Below are 23,714 nucleotides of genomic sequence, written 5' to 3' on the forward strand. Positions count from 1 at the left end.
AAAAAAATCTGCTCTTGAGCTTATCTAATAAATTATGTTATACTATAAGTACCTCTTATCTAGGTACTTTTTTATCTTACAAATTGCACCCATTTTGGGTGCTTTTTTGTCCAAAATTTGTCCAAAAACTTTAAAAAATACTAGGAAAAGCAAGAAAGAAAACATTTAAAAATAGCTACTTTTATATCTCTTTTTGCCTTTTTTCTTCTTATGTAATACCCAAATATTCCCTTAGGGTGGATGATAGTTAACGTTTTCTTATGAGATGTTTTAAGCTTTATTTTAATTGCTAGTGCTAGTCTTATAAGTATAGGATATATCGGTTGATGCCATCCGTTTCTGTGTCATGAGGTGACCAATATGCAAAAGTACTCTTCTTATCGTCGGCAATTTCTCTGCTTGCTCATTTACCTTGTTGCAATCATTTATAATATAATGACTTTGAACATGGTCTTTGTTTATTTATGGATAGCGATTTTCTTGGGGCATCTGATGTTTTTGCTTTGTAGTATGTTTAAAGATCATAAGCAGTAAAAGCACCCTTTGGATAGGGTACTTTTAGTTAATTAATGGTTGCCATTATGCTATCTGCAGTAGTTGTTGGTAGAATACGTATGCGGTTGAGTGACAGCAGTCCATTGTCGGCGCTTGCGAGTCCTTCGTTGGTGGTTACCCCAAGTTTGTAATCTAGATTTTCTGCAATTTGTAAGGTTGTGTCAGAATAACGTCCAGCAGGGTAAGCGATAGCAATGGTGTCTTGATTCAAGGAATCGTCGAGATACTGTTTGGAATCCTTCATTTCGGTTGTTTGCGTAGAACTGTCTGTGGCAGATAAATCAGGATGAGTCACTGTGTGGTCTTGGAAAGACATACCGTTGTTCTTCATTTCAAGCATTTCATCAAGAGATAAATTGGCTTGGTTACCAACTGTACTAGTGATCACATTATTGGTTGCCTTGACTTGGTATTTTTGTAAAATAGGGTAGGCATTATCATAAAAATCCCACAAGCTGTCATCAAAAGTTAGCCAGATAATTTTTTGATTGCCATTTGGAAGTACATTTTCAGTTAAAACCTTGTGGACTTCCTCAGGCGTTAGGAAGTAGTAGCCTTCGTTTGACAGGCGTTGAATGTGGCTTTCAAAAGTGGTCGGGTCAACGATGAGGTTGGCGTTAGCACTTTCTTCAGGCGCCATGACGTGGATGGCGTGGTACATGAGAATCGGGAAATGGATGGCCGTGTCTTGCTTGACCCAGTCCACTTCACTGCTTTCTTGGGAAGTGGTCGATGAAGAAGTACTGCTAACAGCAATCACAGTGCTTTCTTGTTTTATGACATCTTGTGCTTGTTTTGTTGCGTGGTTAGGTTTTGCTATAAAAAAGATGGCGACTCCAGCGATAACACAAGCAAATGCTAAGAAAAACCAAATAAGGACAGTTGGTTTCTTCTTTTGGCGTCTGTGGCGATGGCTTCGTTTTTCCATAATGTAATAAAATCTCCTTGTCAAATCATTCGTTTACTTCTATTCTACTATTTTTTTGGCTTAAAATGGAAGCTTTTCTGAAAAATGACGGCTATTTTTAATGAAAGCTATTTTTCTGTAAATTCTGAATAATTTTGTGGTATAATGTAAGAAATGTGTTTATTTTAGAGAGTTTTTCTCAAATGAAGGAGGAGACGATGTCATTAAAAATTGCTTTACTTGGATTTGGTACGGTTGCTAGCGGAGTGCCGTTTTTGCTGGAAGAAAACCATTCAAAAATTGTAGAGGCAGCTCATGACACCATTGAAATCGCTAAAGTTTTGGTGAGAGATGACGAGGAAAAAAATCGTTTAAGAGCAGCAGGTCACGATTATCATTTTGTGACAAATATTGATGATATTTTAAACGATGAAAGCATTGCAATTGTGGTTGAATTGATGGGACGCATTGAGCCAGCTCGTACCTTTATCACAAGAGCCCTTGAGGCAGGCAAGCATGTGGTAACAGCCAATAAAGATTTGGTGGCGACCCATGGGAAAGAGTTGATTCAATTGGCAAAAGACAAGGAAGTTGCCTTTTATTATGAAGCAGCAGTTGCTGGGGGAATTCCAATTTTGCGTACCCTTGCCAATTCATTGACTTCAGATAAAATCACACGTATTTTGGGCGTGCTTAATGGAACGTCTAATTTCATGATGACCAAAATGGTGGATGAAGGTTGGACTTATGAGGATGCTCTTAAAACAGCTCAAGAATTAGGATATGCTGAAAGTGACCCAACAAATGACGTGGAAGGGATTGACGCGGCTTACAAAGCTGTCATTTTAAGTCAATTTGGTTTTGGAATGACCATTGATTTTGATGATGTGGCTCATAAAGGCATTACCAACATCACTCCTGACGATGTGGCAGTGGCTCAAGAATTGGGTTATGTGATTAAATTGGTGGGTGATATCCGTGAAGTTGCTTCAGGTTTGTCCGCAGAAGTGTCACCAACCTTCTTGCCAAAAACACACCCATTGGCTAGTGTCAACGATGTTATGAATGCTGTTTTTGTGGAATCTATCGGTATCGGGGAGTCGATGTACTATGGACCTGGTGCGGGTCAAAAACCAACAGCAACCTCTGTTACGGCTGATATTATTCGCATTGCACGTCGTATCAAAGACGGTAATGTTGGCAAACCATTTAATGAATTTGAGCGTGAAACCAAGATGGCTGACCCAGCAGATGTGAAGAGCCTTTATTACTTTGCGATTAACACGCCTGATAAGAAGGGGCAATTACTGCGTTTAGCTGAAATTTTCAATGCGGAAGATATCTCATTTGAGCAAGTACTTCAACAAAAAGCGAATGGCACACGTGCACGTGTGGTCATTATCACGCACGCCATGAGCCAAACCCAATTGGCATCTGTTACAGCTAAGTTGGAAGCTATTGACGATTTCCAAGTGCTTAATACATTGAAAGTATTAGGGGAATAAACTATATGAAAATTACTGTACCAGCGACTTCGGCCAATTTGGGCCCAGGTTTTGATTCGGTGGGGATTGCGGTATCCAAGTATTTAACTATTGAGGTTTTAGAGCCTTCTGAGAAATGGGAGGTCTTGCATGACTTGGACGGTGTTCCTAACGATGAGAACAATCTTTTGATTGCGACGGCTTTGAGTGTGTGCTCTGAATTAAGGCCGCACCGTGTGAAAATGGTGTCTGATGTTCCTTTGGCCAGAGGTCTGGGGTCATCGTCATCGGTTATCGTGGCAGGGATTGCCTTGGCTAATGAATTGGGGCAATTGCATTTGTCAAAAGAAGAGATGTTGGCTATTGCTACTAAAGAAGAAGGGCATCCTGATAATGTTGCGCCAGCTATTTTTGGGCAATTGGTGGTGTCATCGTACGTTGATGGCAAGGTTAGCCATGTTGTGGCCAAATTCCCTGAAACGGCTCTGATTGCTTTCATTCCTAATTATGAATTGAAAACCAGCGATAGCCGCCGTGTCTTGCCAAGTGAATTTGCTTATAAAGAGGCCGTATCCGCTTCTTCCATTGCCAATGTAGCACTTGCGGCACTTTTGACAGGTGATTTGGTGACGGCAGGTAAGGCCATTGAAGCTGACCTTTTCCATGAGCGTTTCCGCCAACAATTGGTGAAGGAATTTGCGCCAATAAAAGCAGCGGCCCATGAACTTGGTGCCTATGCCACTTATTTATCAGGAGCTGGGCCAACTATCATGGTCTTGGCGCCCAAAGATAAAGAAACAGCCATTTTTGAGTGTTTAATAGCTCTTCAGTTGGATGGTGAAGTTGTATCTTTAAACATTGACCCTCAAGGGCTTGTGATAGAATAATTCCATTATTTTAATCAAAGTGATATTAAAACACACACCTTAACGATTGGACGTCTTGTCTAATGGTTAGGGTGTTTTTTTGTTTTGTCTAAAAAACGCGGCGTATAGCGTATTTTGTCATAAAAAAGACTTATACCCAACCATAAAAAATTTAGAGTACACGATTAGGTCTTATTCTTTTATAATACTTTTATACGATTTGGAGGGGTGCTATGTTAGATTGGTCGTTTATTGTTGCAAATATTCCCCTATACCAAGAAGCTTTGGTGTTAACAGTTCGGCTGGCTTTGTTTGGTATTTTGGGAGCTATTGCGTTGGGCTTTGTCATCAGTCTTATACGCTATTATCACGTTCCGATTTTGAATACGATTTGCAAGGCTTACGTTGAATTGTCACGCAATACGCCTCTTTTGATTCAACTGTATTTTTTGTATTTTGGATTGCCAAAGATTGGTGTGATGCTTGAACCTGAAACCTGTGCTATTGTAGGCTTGATTTTTCTGGGTGGGTCTTACATGGCAGAATCTTTCCGTTCAGGCTTAGAAGCCGTTTCTGCTAGGCAATACGAAGTGGGATTGAGTATCGGATTAACACCTTTACAGAATTTTAGTTATGTCATTTTTCCGCAATCGTTGGCCGTTGCATTCCCCTCACTTGTCGCCAATGTCATTTTCTTAATCAAAGAAACGTCTGTTTTCTCCATTGTTGCTTTAGCTGACTTGATGTATGTCACTAAAGATTTGATTGGCTTGTATTATAAGACAGACGAGGCTTTGTTGATGTTGGTACTGGCTTATTTGGTGGTTTTGTTGCCCTTGCCTTTAGCAGCCAAATGGTTGGAAAGGAGGTTGAACCATGCAGGTTTCGGGATTGCACGTACTTTTTCAGGGGAATAATGTATGGCGTTTGCTTCAAGGCTTGCTGGTCACGATTAACATTGCCTTGATTTCTATTGTAATTTCTCTTGTGCTTGGGTTTTTCTTTGGTTTTCTTTTGATTTCTCGCTTTCGCGTGGTGCGTATTGCTTCTCACATGTATTTGGAATTCATTCGCATCATGCCCCAGTTAGTTCTCTTGTTTTTGGTTTATTTTGGTTTGGCACGCACTTTTAATATCAATTTATCCAGTGAAGTGGCGGCGGTGATTGTCTTTTCCATGTGGGGAACGGCTGAAATGGGCGATTTGGTCAGGGGTGCTCTACTTTCCTTACCCAAACACCAATTTGAGAGTGGTTTGGCTTTGGGGTTGAGCAAGGGACAATTGCTCATTCATGTGATTATCCCGCAAATCTTACGGCGATTATTGCCCCAAGCGGTCAATTTGATGACGCGGATGATCAAAACCACTTCCTTGATCGTGCTGATTGGGGCGGTAGAAGTGGTCAAGGTCGGGCAACAGATTATTGAGGCCAATCGTTTAACGGTTCCCAGCACCGCCATTTGGGTTTATGGCTTGATCTTTTTCTTGTATTTCGCGGTCTGTTTCCCGATTTCAAGATTATCTGGTTATTTAGAAAAGCGTTGGAAGGAGTGACTCTAGTGACAGCAATTTTAGACATTCAGGATATAACGAAGGATTATGGCGAGCAAACAGTGCTTGACCACTTGTCTTTTTCCGTTGGGAAAGGTGAAGTTTTGGTGATTTTAGGACCGTCTGGGTGTGGCAAATCAACCTTGCTGCGCTGCTTAAACGGTCTGGAACCCATTCAATCAGGGCAGGTGCGTTTAAACGGCGAAGCTATTTTAGAACACCCCAAACAATTGCCAGCTGTTCGTCAAAAAATTGGCATGGTCTTTCAATCCTACGACTTATTTCCGCATTTGACAGTGCTGAAAAACGTGATTTTGGCACCTGTCCGAGTGCAAAAGCGGCCCCGCAAAGAAGTCGAGGCAGAAGCCCTTGCTTTGCTGGAACGAGTGGGTTTGGCAGGAAAGGAAAATAGCTTGCCACATGAATTATCAGGCGGGCAGCAGCAACGTGTGGCTATTGTTAGAAGTTTGTTATTGCATCCTGAAGTTCTCTTGCTTGACGAGGTGACGGCCTCACTAGACCCTGAAATGGTGCGGGAAGTCTTGGAATTGGTCGGCGAATTGGCGCGTGAGGGATACACCATGATTATCGTGACCCATGAGTTGCAGTTTGCCAAAGCTGTGGCAGATCGTGTCTTGTTTTTGGAAAAGGGAGCGATTGTAGAAGAAGGTGACGCTAAAGCCTTTTTCAACCATCCCAAAACCCAACGTACCCAAGAATTTTTAAGTGTCTTTGATTTTTCAACAGTCACTGATTGATTATAAAAAGGAGTTTGCTATGAGAAATGTAAAACGTTTATTAGGTGTGATTGGCCTACTGGCTTTGTTTGTTGTTGGTTTGGCAGCTTGCTCAAATTCCGATGCTGATTCAACGGCATCTTCTGCCAGTTCGTCAGGTAATACGGCTAAGGCGAGAACTTTAGACGAGATTAAAAAAAGTGGCACGATTAGAATTGGTGTGTTTTCCGACAAAAAACCGTTTGGTTATGTAGATGACAAGGGCGCTTATCAAGGTTACGATGTTTATTTTGCCAATCGTTTAGCCAAAGATTTGGGTGTGGATGTCGAGTACGTGGCAGTGGACCCAGCCAGTCGTGTGGAATACTTGACGTCTGCCAAAGTGGATGTGATTTTGGCTAATTTCACGGTGACAGATGAACGTGCTAAACAAGTTGATTTTGCCTTGCCTTACATGAAAGTTGCGCTGGGTGTGGTGTCACCTAGTCAAAACCTGATTTCGTTAGTGGATGATTTGAAAGGTAAGACCTTGATTGTCGGCAAAGGGACAACGGCAGAAACCTATTTTGAGGAACATTATCCAGATGTGAAATTGCTCAAATACGACCAATACAGCGAAGCCTATCAAGCGCTTCTTGACGGTCGCGGAGATGCCTTATCAACGGACAATACGGAAGTGCTCGCTTGGGCTTTGGAAAATAAAGGCTACCAAGTCGGTATCACTAGTTTAGGAGATATTGATACCATCGCACCTGCCGTTCAAAAAGGCAACACCGAATTGCTCAACTGGTTAAATGATGAAATCAAATCTTTGGGCAATGAACAATTCTTCCACAAAGATTATCAAAAAACCTTGGAACCCGTCTATGGCCAAACCACCAATCTAGACGATTTAGTAGTTGAAGGTGGTGTCGTTAACTAAAAGAATGCAAAAAAGCCAGTAGCACTGGCTTTTTTTGGCTCTCAGTATGTTATAATGGCTACATCTATTATAAGGCAACACAAAAAGCGCAAGCCTTTTAAATTTCCCAAGACAAGAAGCAAGCGCTAAATCAAAATAGGTAGCAAAGAAAGTCAAACGGCTTTCCCACTGCTCCTATCATATCATAAGGAGACGATCGATAAAAATACTTGTTGTTATTTTTGTAATTATAATGATAGTCACTATTGCAGCAACGATTGTTGTTGAATGGTTCGCAAGGAAAATTAATAGAAAGGCGGATGAAATTGGAAAAGAATAAAAGAAAAGCTTACGCAACGAAAGAGGGGCAAGCAGAGGCGATTAAGCGTTGGATTGAAAAGAGCCCCGAGAATAGAGCACACCGCAATTATTTAAATCGCCGCTCTAACGCTCGTGGTTTTATCAGAACTATGGCGACTGCGGAAGATTTGGAAGAGTTAAAACAACTCATTTCAGAGCGCGAAAAAGACCTGAAAAACATTTAACTGGGGGATGGGAAATGGATTATCAAGAAGCGTTGGCGTGGATTCATGGGAAATTGAGATTTGGCATTAAGCCTGGTTTGGAGCGGATGGCTTGGATGTTGCAAGAGCTGGGCAATCCGCAAGAAAAAGTAGCTGCCGTGCATGTGGTGGGAACTAACGGCAAAGGCTCTGTAACAAGTTATTTGCAGCATATCTTTTCGTTAGCGAGCTATGAGGTGGGAACATTCACCTCGCCTTATATCCTTGATTTTAGGGAACGGATTAGCCTAAATGGGCAGATGATATCGCAGCCAGATTTTCTTGAGTTGGTTGAGCGGGTGCGTCCTGTGGTCGAGCGTTTGCCCTTGGAAACGGATTTGGAGCCTGCCACAGAATTTGAAGTCATTACTGTTTTAATGTTTGAATATTTTGGGCATATACACCCTGTTGACATTGCCATTATTGAAGCAGGGATGGGTGGACTTTACGATTCGACCAATGTTTTTAAGGCCTTGGCTGTGGTCTGCCCATCGATTGGTTTGGACCATCAAGCCATTTTAGGGCAGACTTACGCGGCTATTGCGGAGCAAAAAGTTGGTGTCTTGAAAGAAAAAGTGCCTTTTGTTTTTGCAACAGAGCGTGAGGATGTTCGTAAGGTTTTCATGGAAAAAGCGGCAGCTTGTCACAGTCACACCTATGAATGCCAAAAGGACTTTATTATCAACGTTCACGATAAGGCTTTTGATTACCGTGGGTTAGCGGCTATCGACAATATCCACCTCGCTATGCCAGGTTATCATCAAATGAGCAATGCTAGCCTTGCGATTACCACCGCGCTTTTACTGCAAGAGCAATACCCAAATGTGACTAATCCTATTATCAAAAAAGGCTTGGAAACCACTCACTGGGTCGGACGTACCGAGTTACTCTTTCCAAATGTCATGATTGACGGCGCCCATAATAATGAAAGCGTAGCGGCTCTGGTTAAGGTCATGGAAGCCTATAAAGACAAGACGATTCATATTTTATTTGCTGCTATTGACACCAAACCAGTGGATTCGATGCTGGAGCTGCTGAGCCAAGTGGCAACTGTTGAGGTAACGACTTTTGAGTACCCTAATGCCTTGGCCTTGGAGCGTTACCCTGAGCAGTACCGCAAAGTGGCGCACTGGCAAGATTGGCTTGCCCAAATCAATCTCGATAGTCAAGAGGATTTTTACCTCATAACAGGGTCACTCTACTTCATCTCACAGGTCCGCCCAGTGCTTTTGTCAAAAGAGGTCAATTAGGTTATAGATAAATCATCAAAAACACCTGCTTTTGGATAAATAGTCTGAAAATTAGCACACCCTTCTGGAGGGTGTTTTTTGTAAGATTTATCCGAAAATTTTCGGAAAAGTTAGGAAATGATAAAAATAAACTGTTGTATTTTGTGATATAATAGTAGGAAATAAAAAAGATTGAAATAAGTATGTCAAAGCAAGAAAAACTTGAATCAGCCGTTTATCAATTGTTGGAGGCCTTGGGTGAAAATCCAGAGCGTGAGGGGTTGTTGGATACACCAAAGCGTGTTGCGAAAATGTACCAAGAAATGTTCTCAGGTTTGCATGAGGACCCGAAAGACCAGTTTACCGCCGTTTTTTCAGAAAATCACGACGAGATTGTCTTGGTCAAAGATATTCCTTTTTATTCCATGTGTGAACACCATTTGGTGCCTTTTTATGGAAAAGCTCACGTGGCTTATTTACCGAGTGACGGCCGAGTGACTGGTTTAAGCAAGTTGGCGCGTGCGGTCGAGGTTGCCAGCAAACGCCCACAATTGCAAGAACGTTTGACAGACCAAGTGGCTACGGCGCTGGAAGAAGCCTTGCAGCCAAAAGGGGTATTTGTCATGGTAGAAGCAGAGCATATGTGCATGACCATGCGCGGCATTAAAAAACCAGGCAGCAAAACAGTCACAACCGTTGCTAAAGGGATTTTCAAAGACAATCGAGATGAGCGAAATGAAATCTTGTCTTTGATTTTGGGCAAATAGTAGCAAGTGATCACACAAGGGAGATAAGATGAAAATTGGTACACACGAGCTCGATGCAAAAGCTTGCATTATGGGAGTGCTCAATGTTACTCCAGATTCGTTTTCAGATGGCGGATCTTATATCACGGTTGAAAAGGCGCTCAAGCAAGCGGAGCAAATGATTGCAGCAGGGGCGCAAGTGATTGATGTCGGCGGCGAATCCACTCGTCCAGGAGCTAGTTTTGTAGACGCTGAGGAAGAAATCCATCGCGTGGTCCCTGTTATCAAAGCCCTCAAGGAACGTTTTGACGTTTTGGTAAGCATCGATACCTATAAAACCCAGACGGCGCGTGCGGCTCTAGAAGCTGGTGCTGATATTTTAAATGACGTTTGGGCTGGGCTTTACGATGGAGATATGCTGGCTTTGACAGCTGAAAAAAAGGTGCCCATTATGCTGATGCACAATCAAAAAGAGGAAAGCTATCAAGACATTACCCAAGACGTTTGTGATTTTTTGAGTCAGCGTGCTCAAGCTGCTCTGGAAGCTGGCGTTCCTGCGGAGTGTATTTGGTTGGATCCAGGTTTTGGTTTTGCTAAAAATGAGCAGCAAAATGTCGAACTATTAAAGGGCTTGGACAAGGTTTGCCAGCTGGGCTTTCCTGTTCTTTTTGGTATTTCACGAAAACGCACGGTAGATTATTTGCTGGGCGGAGGGACTTTGGCCAGTGAGCGTGATATGGGAACGGCTGCGCTATCAGCGTGGGCAATTGCCAAGGGTTGTCAAATGGTTCGTGTTCACAATGTTGACCTTAATCGTGATTTGGTTCGAGTGATTAGCCAGTTAGTGTGAAGGGAGTGACAGACAAGGAAAGCAGACAAGTGGCTTTCTTGTGGTGATATGGATAAGATTTATTTAAACGGCTGCCGTTTTTACGGTTATCATGGTGCCTTGGCTGAAGAACAGGTTTTGGGTCAGATTTTTCGTGTGAATTGTACCTTGTCAGTTGATTTGCAACAAGCATCGCAATCGGATGCTTTAGAAGACACGGTGCATTATGGTTTGGTCTTTGACGCTATCAAAAAACAAGTGGAAGAAAAGCGTTATGCCTTGCTAGAGCGTTTGGCGGGAGCTATTTGCCAAGACATTTTTGACCAATTTCCCTTGGTTCAAGCCATTTCCATTGAGATTTTCAAAGATAATCCCCCTATCAATGGGCATTATGATGCCGTGGGCATTGCTTTAGAGAGGAAACGTGTATGACCCGTGTGTACTTGAGTTTGGGCAGTAATATTGGTGATAGAGAAGCCTATTTATCTGCCGCGGTGGAGGCTCTGAGACAATTAGAGCAAACAAGGGTGACGGCTGTGTCTTCACTCTACGAAACAGCCGCTTGGGGGAAGACAGATCAAGACGATTTTTTGAATATCTGTTGCGAACTAGACACGTCTTTATCGCCTCAAGTCTTCTTGCAGGCTTGTCAGACCATTGAAAGGGACCTTGACCGTGTGCGGCATGAGCATTGGGGGCCTCGGACCATTGACATCGATATTCTTATCTATGGCAATGAAAAGCAAAAAACGGAAGAATTGACCCTTCCGCATCCTTATATGACTGAGCGTTCCTTTGTTTTAGTACCCTTGGCTGAGATTGCGCCAAACCTTTTGCTTGATGGTAAAGATCTGGTTTTTTATCTAGGAAAGTTAGAGGCGCAAGAAGTTCGAAAAGTTCCTTGGAAATGATCGTCAAACAGCCGTTTTTGTGCTATAATGAAAATCGGCTTTATGCCGTTTTTTAGTCATGCAAATAAGAATCAGACAACTCAAACAGCCTTATTTGTTATTAAAGAGTTAGAATTGGAAAAAACATGTTAGATTTTTTAGAAAATGAATTAGAAGGCATTGATATTCGTGTCAATGAACCTTTGAAAAAATACACTTATACCAAGGTGGGTGGTCCAGCAGATTACCTTGCCTTTCCGCGCAACCGCTATGAATTGTCACGCATTGTCGATTATGCCAATGCGCATGACATTCCTTGGATGGTCCTTGGAAATGCCAGCAATATCATTGTCAGAGATGGCGGTATCCGTGGTTTTGTGATTATGTTTGACAAGCTAAATACCGTGACGGTCAATGGTTATGTTATCGAAGCCGAAGCAGGTGCCAACCTAATTGAAACGACTCATATCGCTAAATTCCACAGTTTGACAGGTTTTGAATTTGCTTGCGGTATTCCAGGTAGCGTTGGTGGTGCGGTTTTCATGAATGCAGGTGCTTACGGCGGAGAGATTTCGCATATCTTGGTTTCAGCCAAAGTTCTCAATAAAGATGGTTCGATTGAAACTATCGCTGCGCGTGATATGGCATTTGGTTACCGTCATTCTGCGGTGCAAGATAGCGGAGCGGTGGTGATTTCAGCAAAATTCGCTCTCAAACCAGGGGATTTCCACTTGATTGAACAAGAAATGCAACGTTTGACCCATTTGCGTGAATTAAAGCAACCGTTGGAATACCCGTCATGCGGTTCGGTTTTCAAACGTCCCGTCGGTCATTTTGCAGGGCAATTGATTAGCGAAGCTGGTCTAAAAGGACATCGTATCGGTGGCGTTGAAGTCAGCAAAAAGCACGCTGGCTTTATGGTCAATGTTGCTGACGGTACTGCTCAGGATTACGAGGACCTCATTGCCTATGTGATTGACAAAGTGGAGCAGACATCTGGTGTTCGCTTGGAACGTGAAGTTCGTATTATTGGTGAAAAAAACAGTAAAGAAGCCCTCAGGAGGATTTATGAGAATTGACTAATCCAATTATTGAATTTAAAAATGTATCAAAAGTATTTGAAGACAATGGCACTGTCGTTTTAAAAGATATTAACTTTACGCTAGAAGAAGGGAAATTCTACACCCTTCTTGGTGCTTCAGGTTCTGGTAAATCAACGATTTTAAATATTATCGCTGGTTTGCTGGATGTCACGACAGGGGATGTTTACCTAGACGGTCAGCGCATCAACGATGTCCCAATCAATAAGCGTGATGTGCACACCGTTTTCCAAAATTATGCCCTTTTTCCACACATGACTGTTTTTGAAAACGTCGCTTTTCCGCTGAAACTCAAAAAAGTGGACAAAAAAGAGATTGAGCGCCGTGTAGAAGAAGCTCTTAAAATGGTGCGTTTGGATGGATTTGGCAAACGTCAAATTCAAAAACTCTCAGGTGGGCAACGCCAACGTGTCGCGATTGCACGCGCTATTATCAACGAACCACGCGTGGTCTTACTTGATGAACCCCTGTCTGCCCTTGATTTGAAATTGCGAACGGAAATGCAATACGAACTGCGTGAATTGCAGCAACGATTGGGTATCACGTTTGTCTTTGTGACACACGACCAAGAAGAAGCGCTTGCCATGTCAGATTGGATTTTTGTCATGAATGAGGGGGAAATTGTTCAATCAGGAACGCCAGTTGATATTTACGATGAGCCCATCAACCACTTCGTTGCGACCTTTATCGGTGAGTCTAATATTTTGCCAGCTACCATGATTGAAGATTACTTGGTAGAATTCAACGGCAAACGCTTTGAAGCTGTTGACGGTGGTATGCGTCCTAACGAGCCTGTTGAGGTGGTCATTCGTCCTGAAGATTTGCAAATTACCATGCCTGAAGAAGGTAAATTGCAAGTGAAAGTGGATACGCAACTCTTTCGTGGGGTGCATTATGAAATCATCGCTCATGACGATTTAGGCAATGAATGGATGATTCATTCAACCCGCAAAGCGATTGAAGGAGAGGTCATCGGACTGGATTTCACACCAGAGGACATCCACATCATGCGTCTGAATGAAACTGAGGAAGAATTTGACGCACGTATCGAAGAGTACGCTGAAGTGGAAGAGCATGAAGACGGTTTGATTCATGCCATCGAGGAGGAACGCAATGAAGAAAAACACTAGTTTCTTCTCGGTGACCTACTTGCTTTGGCTGGGGCTTTTTGTCATTGCACCTGTGGTTATGATTCTTTGGCAATCTTTTTTTGACATCCAAGGTCATTTCACTCTAGCCAATTATGAAACTTTTTTTAGCTCATGGACTTACCTGCGCATGAGTTTTAATTCCATTTTGTATGCTGCCATCATCACTTTGGTGACTTTGGTGATTTCTTACCCAACGGCCTATTTTTTAACCCGTTTGAAACATAAGCACCTCTTTTTGATGCTGGTTGTCTTACCGACCTGGATTAATTTGTTGCTGAAAGCCTATACGTTCATGGGGATTTTTGGGCAACAAGGTGGGGTCAATAACTTTTTAACCTTTATTGGTATTGGTCCTAAACAGATTTTGTTTACCGATTTTTCATTTATTTTCGTCGCTTCTTACATCGAAATTCCCTTTATGATTTTGCCTATTTTCAATGCTCTTGACGACATTGACCAAAACCTTATTCATGCTAGCCGTGACTTAGGGGCAAATGAATGGCAGACCTTTTTAAAAGTCACGCTGCCTTTATCCTTAAATGGGGTGCGAAGTGGGGTGCAATCAGTCTTTATCCCGAGTCTTAGCTTGTTCATGCTGACACGCTTGATTGGGGGAAATCGAGTGATTACACTAGGAACTGCGATTGAACAACACTTTTTGACCACTCAAAACTGGGGCATGGGTTCAACCATTGGGGTAATTTTAATTATCGCCATGATTGCGACCATGTGGGTGACTAAGGAGAGAAGAAAATGAAAAAATTTGCAAATCTTTATCTGACTTTAGTCTTTATTATCTTATACATTCCGATTGCCTACCTCATTTTTTATTCCTTTAATGAAGGTGGGGACATGAATGGGTTTACGGGCTTTACCTTGGAGCATTACCGCACCATGTTTGCAGATAGCCGCTTGATGTTAATTCTCGTGCAAACCTTTTTCTTAGCCTTTCTCAGTTCTATTTTGGCGACAGCAATTGGAACATTTGGTGCGATTTTTATTTACCAAGCCCGCCGCAAACACCAGCAAGCCTTGTTATCATTGAATAACATTTTGATGGTGGCACCAGACGTCATGATTGGGGCAAGTTTTTTGATTCTATTTACCTGTCTGGCTAGTCTTTTGCATTTCAATCTTGGCTTTATGACGGTTTTACTGAGCCATATCGCCTTTTCTATTCCCATCGTGGTGCTGATGGTTTTGCCACGCTTGCAAGAAATGAATGCAGACATGATTAATGCCGCTTATGATTTGGGGGCAACGCCTTGGCAAATGTTGCGAGAAGTCATGTTGCCTTATTTGACACCTGCGATTATTTCAGGTTTCTTCATGGCGTTTACGTATTCCCTTGATGATTTTGCGGTGACGTTCTTTGTGACAGGAAATGGTTTTTCAACCCTTTCTGTTGAGATTTATTCACGGGCTCGCCGTGGGATTTCCCTGGAAATCAATGCCCTATCAACCGTCGTCTTTCTCTTTAGTATCTTGCTTGTTATAGGGTATTACTTTATTTCTCAAGATAAGGAGGAAAAAGATGCGTAGATTATACTCGTTTATCGTGGGAGTGCTCGTAATTACGGGTGTTTTGTTTGGGGCTTCGATTTACATGAAAAGAAGTACTAGCTCAACCAGTCAATCAGACAAGCTGGTTATCTATAACTGGGGGGATTACATTGACCCTGAGTTGATTACCAAATTCACCAAAGAAACAGGTATCGAAATCCAATACGAAACCTTTGATTCCAATGAATCCATGTACACAAAAATCAAGCAGGGCGGAACAACTTATGACATTGCCGTGCCTTCTGATTACATGATTGACAAATTGAAAAAAGAAAACCTGCTCAACAAGCTGGACAAATCAAAGATTGTTGGCTTGGATAATATCGGCAAGGAATTTCTCAATCTTGGTTTTGACAAAAATAACGATTATTCCATTCCCTATTTTTGGGGAACGCTAGGGATTGTTTACAATGATACCATGGTAGATAATCCGCCTGAACATTGGACAGACCTTTGGAATCCTGAATATGCTAACGATATTATGCTGGTTGATGGAGCGCGCGAGGTGATGGGAATTGGACTTGGTGCTTTGGGTTATAGCTTGAACACCAAATCATTGCCTGAATTGGAGGCAGCTTCGCAAAAATTAGCTGCGCTGACACCCAATGTCAAGGCGATTGTGGGAGATGAGATGAAGGGCTACATGATTAATGGCGATGCCGCCATTGGGGTGACTTTCTCAGGGGAAGCCAGTGAAATGCTTGATTCGAATGAACACCTGCATTATGTCTTGCCAAGCGAAGGCTCGAACTTATGGTTTGATAACCTTGTCATTCCAAAGACAGCCAAGCACATTGACGAAGCTTATGCCTTTATCAACTTCATGTTAAGACCTGAAAATGCTGCTCAAAATGCGGAGTACATTGGTTATTCGACGCCTAATAATGCCGCGAAGGCTCTTTTGCCTGACAGTGTGAAAAATGACAAGGCTTTCTATCCATCAGAAGACACCATTTCACACTTGCAAGTTTATGACAACCTCGGTCAAAAATGGCTAGGCATTTACAACGACTTGTACTTACAATTTAAAATGTACCGCAAGTAAACAGACAGATTGAAGGGATTTCCCTTCAATTTTTTTTGATTCCCTCGAAATACCGCAGAAGTTTTATGGTATAATAGCAGCGTATGAAATCTATTGGAAAATTATGAAAACACTGTTTCATGAAAAGGAGTTTAGTATGGATCGTTATCATAAGGAGTATCAATTTTCGCTATCGTCCATTCTTAGTTTTGTATGGCGGGGCTTATTGGTTGGCTGTGTGGCAGGGACTATTGCCAGTGTTTTTCGCCTTTTAATTGAGCTCAGTTTGAAAAAAGTGGTACACCTTTACGAATTGTCCCACCAGCAGCCTAGTTTGTTGCTGATCTTATTTGGATTAAGTCTGGTTGTTGTAACTATCATTGGCTTTTTCATCCAATCTGACCCCAATATTAAAGGTTCAGGGGTTCAACACGTTGAAGCTGAATTGAAAGGTTTGTTGCACCCTAACTGGTGGTCTGTTCTTTGGAAAAAATTCTTTGGAGGTGTACTAGCCATTTCAATGGGATTTTTGCTTGGGCGTGAAGGACCTAGTATTCAGCTTGGTGCTATGGCAGGAAAAGGTATCGGGCGGTATTTTAAGGCTGGGCGTCTAGAAGAACGTGTCTTGATTGCTAGTGGTGCGGCAGCTGGTTTGTCTGCTGCTTTCAATGCCCCCGTGGCTGGATTGATGTTTGTTGTAGAAGAAGTTTACCATCAATTTTCGCGCTGGATTTGGATTAGTGCCTTGGTTGCCAGCCTAGCTGCTAACTTTATTTCCATGAATTTCTTTGGCTTGAAGCCTGTGCTTTATATGTCAGACCGCTTGCCTGTCTTGCCCTTGCGTTATTATTGGCTGATTTTATTGCTAGGAATTATCTTAGGTGTTTTGGGTTATGTTTATGAAAAAGTCACTCTAAATGGCGATTTGTTCTACCGTTATTTAGCCAAATTCATTCCAATTCCAAGTGCTTTTTACAGTGTTTTTGCGGTCTTTCTCATTATTCCTATCGGTTATTTCTACCCACAATTGCTGGGTGGGGGAAATGGTTTAATCACGTCTTTGCCAAGTAGTCACTTGACCTTGACCGCTGTCTGTCTTTATTTTGTCATTCGCTTTGTGTGGAGTACTTTTAGTTATTCTAGCGGCTTGCCAGGTGGTATTTTCTTACCAGTCTTGACCTTGGGTGCTATTTTAGGCTTTGGTTTTGGTCTGGTTGGTCAAGGCTTGGGACTTTATGCGGACAATTACCTCGTTTTATTTCTTGTGATGGGAATGTCAGGTTATTTTGGAGCCATTTCCAAAGCTCCGCTGACAGCCATGGTGTTGGTGACTGAAATGGTTGGTGATTTTCGTCAACTCATGCCAATTGCTGTGGTGAGCATTGTGGCTTATATCGTCATGGATGTCATGAAAGGGGAACCTATCTACGAAGCCTTGTTAGCTAAATTACCGATTTTAGAGGATAGAGAAGTCATTGAGCCAACGTTGGTGTCTTTGACCGTTTCAGATAAAATTGCTGGCAAGTATGTCAGAGATTTGGTTCTTCCTAAAAATGTGCTGATTACTATGCAAATTCGTGACCAACATTCTGAAGTTGTGTCAGGAAGCACGCGCTTAAATGCTGGAGATACCATTTTCCTTGTGGTCAATGAGCCAGATATCGGCAAAATAAGATCCTTACTGATGTAGTTTGTAAAATGATGGCGCTCTTTTTTCTTTCTTTGTAATTTTTGATACAATAAATGGAGAAAAAGGATTGTTTCTGATATGAACATTATCAAAGTTTATAATAACAATGTGGTTTTGGCGAAAAATGACCAGGATGAAGAACTCATTGTTATGGGAAAGGGGCTTGGTTTTCAGAAAAAACGGGCGATGCTATTGCCCCTCTTTTGATTGAAAAGACTTTTGTTTTGTGAAATGAAGGGGCTAGTGATGAATTAACACGGTTTTATTTGGAATTGTCATCATCAGGGGCTTACCTATCAACTGTTATGTCAAGTATTTTAGCAGTTTGGTTGGCATCAATGATTGAAAAAGGCATTAAGAACATCAGGCCTGATCTGGTCAAACTCTTTGTGGTACCATTTTTGACAATTATTGTCACTGCTCTTTTAACCTTCCTAGTGGTTGGTCCGATTGCTAATCTCCTAACGGACTGGCTATCTCTAGGATTCCAAACAATTTTGAACTTCAACTCAGTTCTTTATGGTTTCTTCTTGGGAGCATTGTGGCAAGTATTGGTTATGTTTGGTTTGCACTAGGCTCTTGTTTCACTTGCTATCATGAACATTACTATAAATGGTTATTCTTGCTATTCTTTTGGATCATGTCTGCCAAACTTCACTCAAACAGGTGTTCTTGAAGCGATTATTCTTAAAACCAAAGAACCAAAAGTTCGCACGATTTCAATGCCAGCCTTCATTTCATCAGTTTTTGGTGTAACCGAACCGGATAATTATGGTGTGACGCTTCCAATGAAACATCGTTCTTCATCTCATATTTCGTTTTAGGTATTGCCGGTGCTTTGGAAATATTCTTCAAAGTGTATAGCTATAGCACTAGAGTATTTGGAATCTTCCAATATCCAGCTTATATTAAGTCAGAAATGGGTGATATGTTTGATATGTGGATTATGATTAGACTTTCAGTGATTGCCATTGTTCTTGCCTTCACTATCCAAATGTTTGTTCTAGTACCATACCTTTACGGCTAACCAAAAGAAGAAAAGACACAAGCTGTGGTTGAACCAGTCCATAACTTGAAAGAATTCCAACAAGAAAGCATTGCTAGCCCAATGACAGGGAAAGTAGTGAAACTTGAAGATGTGCCAGATGAAGTTTTTGCGACAGGTGCGATGGGTAAAGGTATTGCCATTGACCCAGCAGACGGTATCGTATCATCGCCTGTTGATGGTGAAGTCACTCTTGTCTTCCCAACAGAACACGCCCGTTGGCCTACGCACAGAAAGCAGTGTCGAATTGCTCATTCACGTAGGTATGGATATGGTTTTTCTTGATGGTAAAGGCTTTACAACCTTTGTCAAAGCAGGGGATAAGGTTCAAGCTGGTAAAAACTTACTAGATTTTGATTTGAAAGCCATCCGCGATGCAGGCAGGCTTTACCAGTTATCTCACCGATTATCGTTACCAATTCGACAGACTTCAGTTATGTGCTAACCACACAAGATGCAACGGTAATAGCTGGTGATTACCTCCTAACGGCACTAGCTTAAAAATAGAGCAAAACAAAAAGCATGATTGAGTATCATGCGTTTTTTGGTGTCACGATTTGTGAGAATGCGTGAATTTTTTACGGTATTGACTTGGGGTTAATTGGTAATAACGCTTGAATTGGCGGTTAAAATTAGACAGATTATTAAAGCCGACATCCGTCGCGATATCTAAAATAGAATGCGATGTGTTGATGAGCAATTCACTGGCCTTATTGAGTCGTACTTGAATGACAAATTCAGTACAAGAAACCCCTGTTTGTTGCTTGAAAAGGGTCATGAAATGGCTCTTGCTATACCCCATAAAATGAGAGAGGTAATCAATAGACAAATTCTTTTGGTAATTGTGGTTGATGTGGTCAATCAACTGACGAATTTGCTCGTTTTTACGATAGGCATCATCTGTCGTTTTTTGAACAACATAATGATGGTAAAACAAGAGATAAAGAAATTCGTTGATTTTTGATTTGAGAGAGAGTTCAAAATGGCGGTCTTTATTGGCAGACAGCTCAAAAATGGTAAACAAACAACGTTTAATCTCATCATAGCCTCCCATGCCTGGTTGAATCCGCGGAACAAATTGGTAAAGACTGGATTGCAAGGGTTGCAAGTAACGAATGCTGACATGGTCAACTGTTGAATGGCCAATCATATCCAAATGAAAGCGGAAAGTATCCGTCACATGGGTTTGATTTTCCAAAGGATGAATAGAGTGCATACCATTTGGACGGATGAGGATAATATCACCTGCCTGACTGTCAAAATAATCGTAGTCAATATGAAAACGAGCTGACCCCTCATAAATGTAATTGATTTCTATTTCGGGATGCCAATGAAATAAAATATCTGGACGTCCTGACTCCACGACCGTTCGATAATAGTCGTAAGGAAGTAAGGACTTGTGTTCTGAATTAGTTGTCATAGTCAAACACCTTAATCATATGATAGTATTATATGATCATTATAACAAAAAACGAAAGAGATAACAGATTTGAACAGTGGTCCCCTTAGCTATTTTGCTTTAAAAGTAGTAAAATAAAGGGGTATAAGATGTATTGTCACATGATGTAAGGAGGAAGTATCATGAATGAATTGAAAAATGTATTATTGGCTGGTATTGGATTAACATCTATGACCTTAGAAAAAGCAGATACTTTTGTTAAGGATTTGGTGCAAAAGGGACGTTTAACCGTTGATGAAGGCAAAGAACTTCAAACCGAATTAAAACGCAAGAGTAGAGACCAAGCTGAAGATTTGTTGACGCAATTAGACGTCAAAACAAAACCTGTGCAATACGCCACTAAGGCAGATATCGCGCGTCTAGAAGAAAAATTAGATGCCTTATTGACCAAGGCACCAAACGATGACGACAAAGAGTAAGGACAGTTTATGTCGAATAAGCGCCTAAGAGAAATTATAGGAGTCTTTAGTGCAGTTGGCCTCACAACCTTAAAAGAAAAAGGAAAGCCCTTAAAAGACAAGTCCACACCACGAAAACTGCGCCTTGCTTTTGAGAAACTGGGCCCTAGTTTTATCAAAATCGGGCAAATTCTCTCCACTAGAAGTGACCTTTTGCCAGATGTTTACATCAAAGAACTCAGCAAGCTTCAAAATGATGTCATTCCGCTGCCGCAAGAGGAAATGTTGGCTGCTATCAAGGCAGAGTTACCTGTGCCAATGTCAGAAGTTTTTGCAGAGATTGGCACAACACCACTAGCCAGTGGTTCGGTGGCACAAACAGTGCGTGCGACCTTGGTTGATGGGCAACAAGTGGTTATCAAAATCCAGCGGCCGCATTTGCCTGAAATCATTAATGAGGATCTCAACCTTCTGATTCGATTGTCGCGTTTTATTCCCAAAGGCATTTTGCCCATGGTGAATTTTGGGGAGGTCTTTGAACAATTAAAAGAGAGTCTAAGTAGAGAGATTGATTTTCGCAATGAAGCGCAGGCCATTCAGACCTTTTCTGACTTAAACAAATCAGTTGCCTGCATTGCTACGCCCCGTTTATTTGATTCCTACACAACGCCTCGTATGCTAGTGGAGGAATACGTTGAAGGCATTCCCATCAATCATTATGATGAGTTGGTAAAGGCGGGCTATGATTTAGAGGACATTGGTAAAAAGCTGATGTTAAGCTTTATCAAGCAAGTCTTTAAGGACGGGTACTTTCATGGTGACCCTCACCCAGGAAATCTGCTGATTTCTGAAGGCAAAATCTATTTCATTGACTTTGGGATCATCGGCCAACTGGAAAATGATATGCGCGTGGCGCTCAACGATATTTTGTATAGTTTTACGGCTCAAGATGTTGAGGGCATGATGCAAGGAATTTTGGCGGTGACTAGCTTTGATTCCACCCTCAGCAAAACCGATTTGGCTCAAGATGTGGAGCGGATGTTGGCTAAATATTCTAATTTGGATTTGGGCAATCTATCCCTGACTGATTTGATAGAAGATTTGCTAGATGTGTTTGTCAAAAACGATTTGAAAGCATCGCCCAAGATTACCATTTTGGAAAAAGCCAGCCTTCAAATTGAAGGGATTTTCAGAGAATTGGCCCCAGATGTTGACCTGATGACCTTATCAAAGAATTACTTTTTGGAAAATATGGGGCCTGATATGCTCAAACAAGCCCTCAATAAAGAAACCTTGTTGATTGAGCTCTTTTATCAATTAAAAAATGGCAAGAACATTCCGCGTCGTCTAAATCAGCTTTTGGAACAAGTGTTAAATGGGCGTATTTTAATCAATCACGATATTTATGATTACAAAAAGCGGATATTGGTGATTAATCAAATGGTCAATCGTTTTGTGGTGGGCTTGCTCTTTACAGGAACTCTGCTTGCGGCGACCATTTTAAGTTTTAATCCTCAGCGCCAAGGCTTGTCAACGGCTTTGTTTAGCTTGTCCGCTATATTATTTTTGTGGGACCTTGTCCTTATCTTGAAAAAGAAAAAATGAAAATGGTTTTTAAAAATTTCCTAATTGGTTAGGAAATTTTTTCTATGTTGATTTTTGAAAGCGATTGCTATAATGAAAGAGTAGAAAACAAGGAGGTTCTAACATGTCAAAATTACCAGATAACTTTTTATGGGGCGGAGCCGTTGCTGCTCATCAGCTAGAAGGCGGATGGCAAGAAGGTGGCAAGGGCTTGAGCGTTGCGGACGTGATGACAGCAGGGCGTCACGGCGTTGCGCGTGAAATCACTGACGGAGTGGTGGAAGGCAAATATTACCCTAACCACGAAGCCATTGATTTTTACCATCATTACAAGGAAGATATCGCTTTATTTGCGGAAATGGGATTTAAATGTTTCCGAACATCAATTGCGTGGACACGTATTTTTCCAAATGGTGATGAGTTAGAGCCAAATGAAGCTGGTTTGCAGTTTTACGATGATTTATTTGATGAATGCTTGAAACACGGTATTGAGCCTGTTGTGACCTTGTCACACTTTGAATTGCCATTTCATCTGGTTAAGGCTTATGGCGGTTTTACCAATCGCAAAGTAATTGATTTCTTTGTGAGGTTCGCAGAAACGTGCTTCCGTCGTTACAAAGACAAGGTTAAATATTGGATGACCTTCAATGAAATCAATAACCAAGCCAATTACCAAGAAGATTTTGCACCATTTACCAACTCAGGTATCGTCTATAAAGAAGGTTATGACCGTGAAGCCATCATGTATCAAGCGGCGCACTATGAATTGGTTGCGTCAGCGTGTGTGGTAAAAATTGGGCATGAGATTAACCCTGACTTTCAAATTGGTTGTATGATTGCTATGTGTCCGATTTATCCAGCAACCTGCAATCCCAAAGATATCCTAATGGCACAAAAAGCTATGGAAAAGCGCTATTATTTTGCGGACGTTCATGTTCATGGTTTTTATCCAAATCACATTCTTAAATACTGGGAACGCAAAGGTATTGACATTGACATTACCGAGCAAGATTTGGATGATTTGATGAATGGGACCGTTGATTATATCGGTTTTTCATACTATATGTCTTTTGCGATTGATGCTCACCGTGAAAATAATCCGCATTTTGACTACTTGGAAACAGAAGATTTAATCCGCAATCCGTATGTAGAAGCATCTGAGTGGGATTGGCAAATTGACCCAGAAGGACTGCGTTATAGCCTGAATTGGTTCACTGATATGTACCACTTGCCTTTATTTATCGTTGAAAATGGTTTTGGTGCCATTGACCAAGTGGAGGAAGACGGTATGGTGCATGATGATTACCGTATTGCCTACCTTGGCGCTCACATTAAGGAAATGATGAAAGCTATTGATGAAGATGGTGTTGATTTGATTGGGTACACGCCTTGGGGCTGTATTGACCTTGTTTCAGCAGGAACAGGTGAAATGCGGAAACGTT

23 protein-coding genes and 2 pseudogenes are annotated in these 23,714 nt (G+C 41.6%); 23 read left to right on the plus strand and 2 right to left on the minus strand.

Annotated features, from left to right (window positions below):
• Positions 1-562: 562 nt before the first annotated feature.
• Entirely contained in the window at positions 563-1,483 is a 921-nt protein-coding gene (locus tag B3473_RS04115) for a polysaccharide deacetylase family protein (protein ID WP_293675006.1), read from the minus strand.
• Between the two features lie 197 nt (positions 1,484-1,680).
• On the opposite strand from B3473_RS04115, the gene B3473_RS04120 reads away from it, so the two are divergent.
• The 20 genes and pseudogenes from B3473_RS04120 to B3473_RS07370 form a co-directional block, all read left to right on the plus strand.
• Positions 1,681-2,967 (plus strand): homoserine dehydrogenase, encoded by a 1,287-nt coding sequence (locus B3473_RS04120; RefSeq protein WP_235280732.1) that lies wholly within the window; start codon positions 1,681-1,683, stop codon positions 2,965-2,967.
• Positions 2,968-2,972: 5 nt separating this feature from the next.
• Entirely contained in the window at positions 2,973-3,833 is an 861-nt protein-coding gene (thrB, locus tag B3473_RS04125; protein ID WP_154454985.1) for a homoserine kinase, read from the plus strand.
• A 212-nt stretch (positions 3,834-4,045) separates the two neighbouring features.
• Positions 4,046-4,729: an amino acid ABC transporter permease gene (locus B3473_RS04130; RefSeq protein ID WP_154454986.1), complete on the plus strand. Its 684-nt coding sequence runs from the start codon at positions 4,046-4,048 to the stop codon at positions 4,727-4,729.
• Entirely contained in the window at positions 4,689-5,366 is a 678-nt protein-coding gene (locus tag B3473_RS04135) for an amino acid ABC transporter permease (protein WP_235280733.1), read from the plus strand. The genes B3473_RS04130 and B3473_RS04135 overlap by 41 nt, the downstream gene beginning before the upstream one ends.
• A 5-nt stretch (positions 5,367-5,371) precedes the next feature.
• Positions 5,372-6,121 carry an amino acid ABC transporter ATP-binding protein gene (locus B3473_RS04140; RefSeq protein ID WP_269725823.1) on the plus strand — a complete coding sequence of 250 codons (750 nt, stop codon included), beginning with the start codon at positions 5,372-5,374 and terminating at the stop codon, positions 6,119-6,121.
• A 19-nt stretch (positions 6,122-6,140) separates the two neighbouring features.
• Complete coding sequence (locus B3473_RS04145; RefSeq protein ID WP_264879439.1) at positions 6,141-7,022, plus strand: cysteine ABC transporter substrate-binding protein; 882 nt, start codon at positions 6,141-6,143, stop codon at positions 7,020-7,022.
• A gap of 305 nt (positions 7,023-7,327) precedes the next feature.
• Entirely contained in the window at positions 7,328-7,546 is a 219-nt protein-coding gene (locus tag B3473_RS04150) for a hypothetical protein (RefSeq protein WP_239472543.1), read from the plus strand.
• Between the two features lie 14 nt (positions 7,547-7,560).
• Positions 7,561-8,814, plus strand: a complete 1,254-nt coding sequence (locus B3473_RS04155; protein ID WP_269725824.1) for a bifunctional folylpolyglutamate synthase/dihydrofolate synthase — start codon at positions 7,561-7,563, stop codon at positions 8,812-8,814.
• Positions 8,815-8,996: 182 nt separating this feature from the next.
• Positions 8,997-9,560: a GTP cyclohydrolase I FolE gene (gene folE / locus B3473_RS04160; RefSeq protein WP_154454991.1), complete on the plus strand. Its 564-nt coding sequence runs from the start codon at positions 8,997-8,999 to the stop codon at positions 9,558-9,560.
• Positions 9,561-9,588: 28 nt separating this feature from the next.
• On the plus strand, positions 9,589-10,389 hold the full coding sequence (folP, locus tag B3473_RS04165) for a dihydropteroate synthase (RefSeq protein ID WP_235280737.1): 801 nt from the start codon (positions 9,589-9,591) through the stop codon (positions 10,387-10,389).
• A gap of 48 nt (positions 10,390-10,437) precedes the next feature.
• On the plus strand, positions 10,438-10,800 hold the full coding sequence (gene folB / locus B3473_RS04170) for a dihydroneopterin aldolase (RefSeq protein ID WP_168260849.1): 363 nt from the start codon (positions 10,438-10,440) through the stop codon (positions 10,798-10,800).
• Positions 10,797-11,279 carry a 2-amino-4-hydroxy-6-hydroxymethyldihydropteridine diphosphokinase gene (gene folK / locus B3473_RS04175; RefSeq protein ID WP_293675025.1) on the plus strand — a complete coding sequence of 161 codons (483 nt, stop codon included), beginning with the start codon at positions 10,797-10,799 and terminating at the stop codon, positions 11,277-11,279. Before folB ends, folK begins: the two co-directional genes overlap by 4 nt.
• Before the next feature lie 125 nt (positions 11,280-11,404).
• The gene (gene murB, locus B3473_RS04180) at positions 11,405-12,337 is read left to right on the plus strand and encodes a UDP-N-acetylmuramate dehydrogenase (RefSeq protein ID WP_235280738.1); all 933 of its coding nucleotides are present in this window, start codon (positions 11,405-11,407) and stop codon (positions 12,335-12,337) included.
• A complete protein-coding gene (locus B3473_RS04185; RefSeq protein WP_154454995.1) occupies positions 12,334-13,488 on the plus strand; it encodes an ABC transporter ATP-binding protein in 1,155 nt (384 codons plus the stop codon). Before murB ends, B3473_RS04185 begins: the two co-directional genes overlap by 4 nt.
• On the plus strand, positions 13,472-14,266 hold the full coding sequence (locus B3473_RS04190) for an ABC transporter permease (protein WP_154454996.1): 795 nt from the start codon (positions 13,472-13,474) through the stop codon (positions 14,264-14,266). Before B3473_RS04185 ends, B3473_RS04190 begins: the two co-directional genes overlap by 17 nt.
• A complete protein-coding gene (locus B3473_RS04195) occupies positions 14,263-15,051 on the plus strand; it encodes an ABC transporter permease (protein ID WP_154454997.1) in 789 nt (262 codons plus the stop codon). The genes B3473_RS04190 and B3473_RS04195 overlap by 4 nt, the downstream gene beginning before the upstream one ends.
• A complete protein-coding gene (locus B3473_RS04200) occupies positions 15,044-16,117 on the plus strand; it encodes an ABC transporter substrate-binding protein (RefSeq protein ID WP_168260845.1) in 1,074 nt (357 codons plus the stop codon). The genes B3473_RS04195 and B3473_RS04200 overlap by 8 nt, the downstream gene beginning before the upstream one ends.
• Before the next feature lie 136 nt (positions 16,118-16,253).
• Positions 16,254-17,786, plus strand: a complete 1,533-nt coding sequence (locus tag B3473_RS04205) for a ClC family H(+)/Cl(-) exchange transporter (RefSeq protein WP_154454999.1) — start codon at positions 16,254-16,256, stop codon at positions 17,784-17,786.
• A 78-nt stretch (positions 17,787-17,864) separates the two neighbouring features.
• A pseudogene (locus tag B3473_RS04210) lies at positions 17,865-18,013 on the plus strand (CAT RNA binding domain-containing protein); the annotation flags it as partial.
• Between the two features lie 45 nt (positions 18,014-18,058).
• A pseudogene (locus B3473_RS07370) lies at positions 18,059-19,332 on the plus strand (glucose PTS transporter subunit IIA); the annotation flags it as partial.
• A 49-nt stretch (positions 19,333-19,381) separates the two neighbouring features.
• Here the strand turns inward: B3473_RS07370 and B3473_RS04235 are convergent.
• Positions 19,382-20,251 carry an AraC family transcriptional regulator gene (locus tag B3473_RS04235; protein WP_235280741.1) on the minus strand — a complete coding sequence of 290 codons (870 nt, stop codon included), beginning with the start codon at positions 20,249-20,251 and terminating at the stop codon, positions 19,382-19,384.
• A 161-nt stretch (positions 20,252-20,412) separates the two neighbouring features.
• Between B3473_RS04235 and B3473_RS04240 the strand changes: the two genes are divergently transcribed.
• From B3473_RS04240 to B3473_RS04250, 3 genes are all read left to right on the plus strand, one after another.
• The gene (locus B3473_RS04240; RefSeq protein WP_154455001.1) at positions 20,413-20,709 is read left to right on the plus strand and encodes a phasin family protein; all 297 of its coding nucleotides are present in this window, start codon (positions 20,413-20,415) and stop codon (positions 20,707-20,709) included.
• Positions 20,710-20,718: 9 nt separating this feature from the next.
• On the plus strand, positions 20,719-22,293 hold the full coding sequence (locus tag B3473_RS04245; RefSeq protein ID WP_154455002.1) for an ABC1 kinase family protein: 1,575 nt from the start codon (positions 20,719-20,721) through the stop codon (positions 22,291-22,293).
• 103 nt (positions 22,294-22,396) lie between these two features.
• A partial coding sequence (locus B3473_RS04250; RefSeq protein WP_293675040.1) for a 6-phospho-beta-glucosidase occupies positions 22,397-23,714 on the plus strand: 1,318 nt, incomplete at its 3' end.

Origin of the sequence: Streptococcus sp. UBA632, from assembly GCF_002300045.1 — a bacterium.
Classification (GTDB): domain Bacteria; phylum Bacillota; class Bacilli; order Lactobacillales; family Streptococcaceae; genus Streptococcus; species Streptococcus alactolyticus.

What these genes read in the sequence shown, in the direction of transcription:
- thrB (WP_154454985.1), top strand. Translation starts at nt 2,973, where the DNA reads ATGAAAATTACTGTACCAGCGACTTCGGCCAATTTGGGCCCAGGTTTT.
- B3473_RS04235 (WP_235280741.1), bottom strand. Translation starts at nt 20,251, where the DNA reads ATGACAACTAATTCAGAACACAAGTCCTTACTTCCTTACGACTATTAT.
- B3473_RS04115 (WP_293675006.1), bottom strand. Translation starts at nt 1,483, where the DNA reads ATGGAAAAACGAAGCCATCGCCACAGACGCCAAAAGAAGAAACCAACT.
- B3473_RS04120 (WP_235280732.1), top strand. Translation starts at nt 1,681, where the DNA reads ATGTCATTAAAAATTGCTTTACTTGGATTTGGTACGGTTGCTAGCGGA.
- B3473_RS04135 (WP_235280733.1), top strand. Translation starts at nt 4,689, where the DNA reads ATGCAGGTTTCGGGATTGCACGTACTTTTTCAGGGGAATAATGTATGG.
- B3473_RS04190 (WP_154454996.1), top strand. Translation starts at nt 13,472, where the DNA reads ATGAAGAAAAACACTAGTTTCTTCTCGGTGACCTACTTGCTTTGGCTG.
- folB (WP_168260849.1), top strand. Translation starts at nt 10,438, where the DNA reads ATGGATAAGATTTATTTAAACGGCTGCCGTTTTTACGGTTATCATGGT.
- B3473_RS04130 (WP_154454986.1), top strand. Translation starts at nt 4,046, where the DNA reads ATGTTAGATTGGTCGTTTATTGTTGCAAATATTCCCCTATACCAAGAA.
- folE (WP_154454991.1), top strand. Translation starts at nt 8,997, where the DNA reads ATGTCAAAGCAAGAAAAACTTGAATCAGCCGTTTATCAATTGTTGGAG.
- B3473_RS04240 (WP_154455001.1), top strand. Translation starts at nt 20,413, where the DNA reads ATGAATGAATTGAAAAATGTATTATTGGCTGGTATTGGATTAACATCT.
- murB (WP_235280738.1), top strand. Translation starts at nt 11,405, where the DNA reads ATGTTAGATTTTTTAGAAAATGAATTAGAAGGCATTGATATTCGTGTC.
- folK (WP_293675025.1), top strand. Translation starts at nt 10,797, where the DNA reads ATGACCCGTGTGTACTTGAGTTTGGGCAGTAATATTGGTGATAGAGAA.
- B3473_RS04245 (WP_154455002.1), top strand. Translation starts at nt 20,719, where the DNA reads ATGTCGAATAAGCGCCTAAGAGAAATTATAGGAGTCTTTAGTGCAGTT.
- B3473_RS04200 (WP_168260845.1), top strand. Translation starts at nt 15,044, where the DNA reads ATGCGTAGATTATACTCGTTTATCGTGGGAGTGCTCGTAATTACGGGT.
- B3473_RS04155 (WP_269725824.1), top strand. Translation starts at nt 7,561, where the DNA reads ATGGATTATCAAGAAGCGTTGGCGTGGATTCATGGGAAATTGAGATTT.
- B3473_RS04145 (WP_264879439.1), top strand. Translation starts at nt 6,141, where the DNA reads ATGAGAAATGTAAAACGTTTATTAGGTGTGATTGGCCTACTGGCTTTG.
- folP (WP_235280737.1), top strand. Translation starts at nt 9,589, where the DNA reads ATGAAAATTGGTACACACGAGCTCGATGCAAAAGCTTGCATTATGGGA.
- B3473_RS04195 (WP_154454997.1), top strand. Translation starts at nt 14,263, where the DNA reads ATGAAAAAATTTGCAAATCTTTATCTGACTTTAGTCTTTATTATCTTA.
- B3473_RS04205 (WP_154454999.1), top strand. Translation starts at nt 16,254, where the DNA reads ATGGATCGTTATCATAAGGAGTATCAATTTTCGCTATCGTCCATTCTT.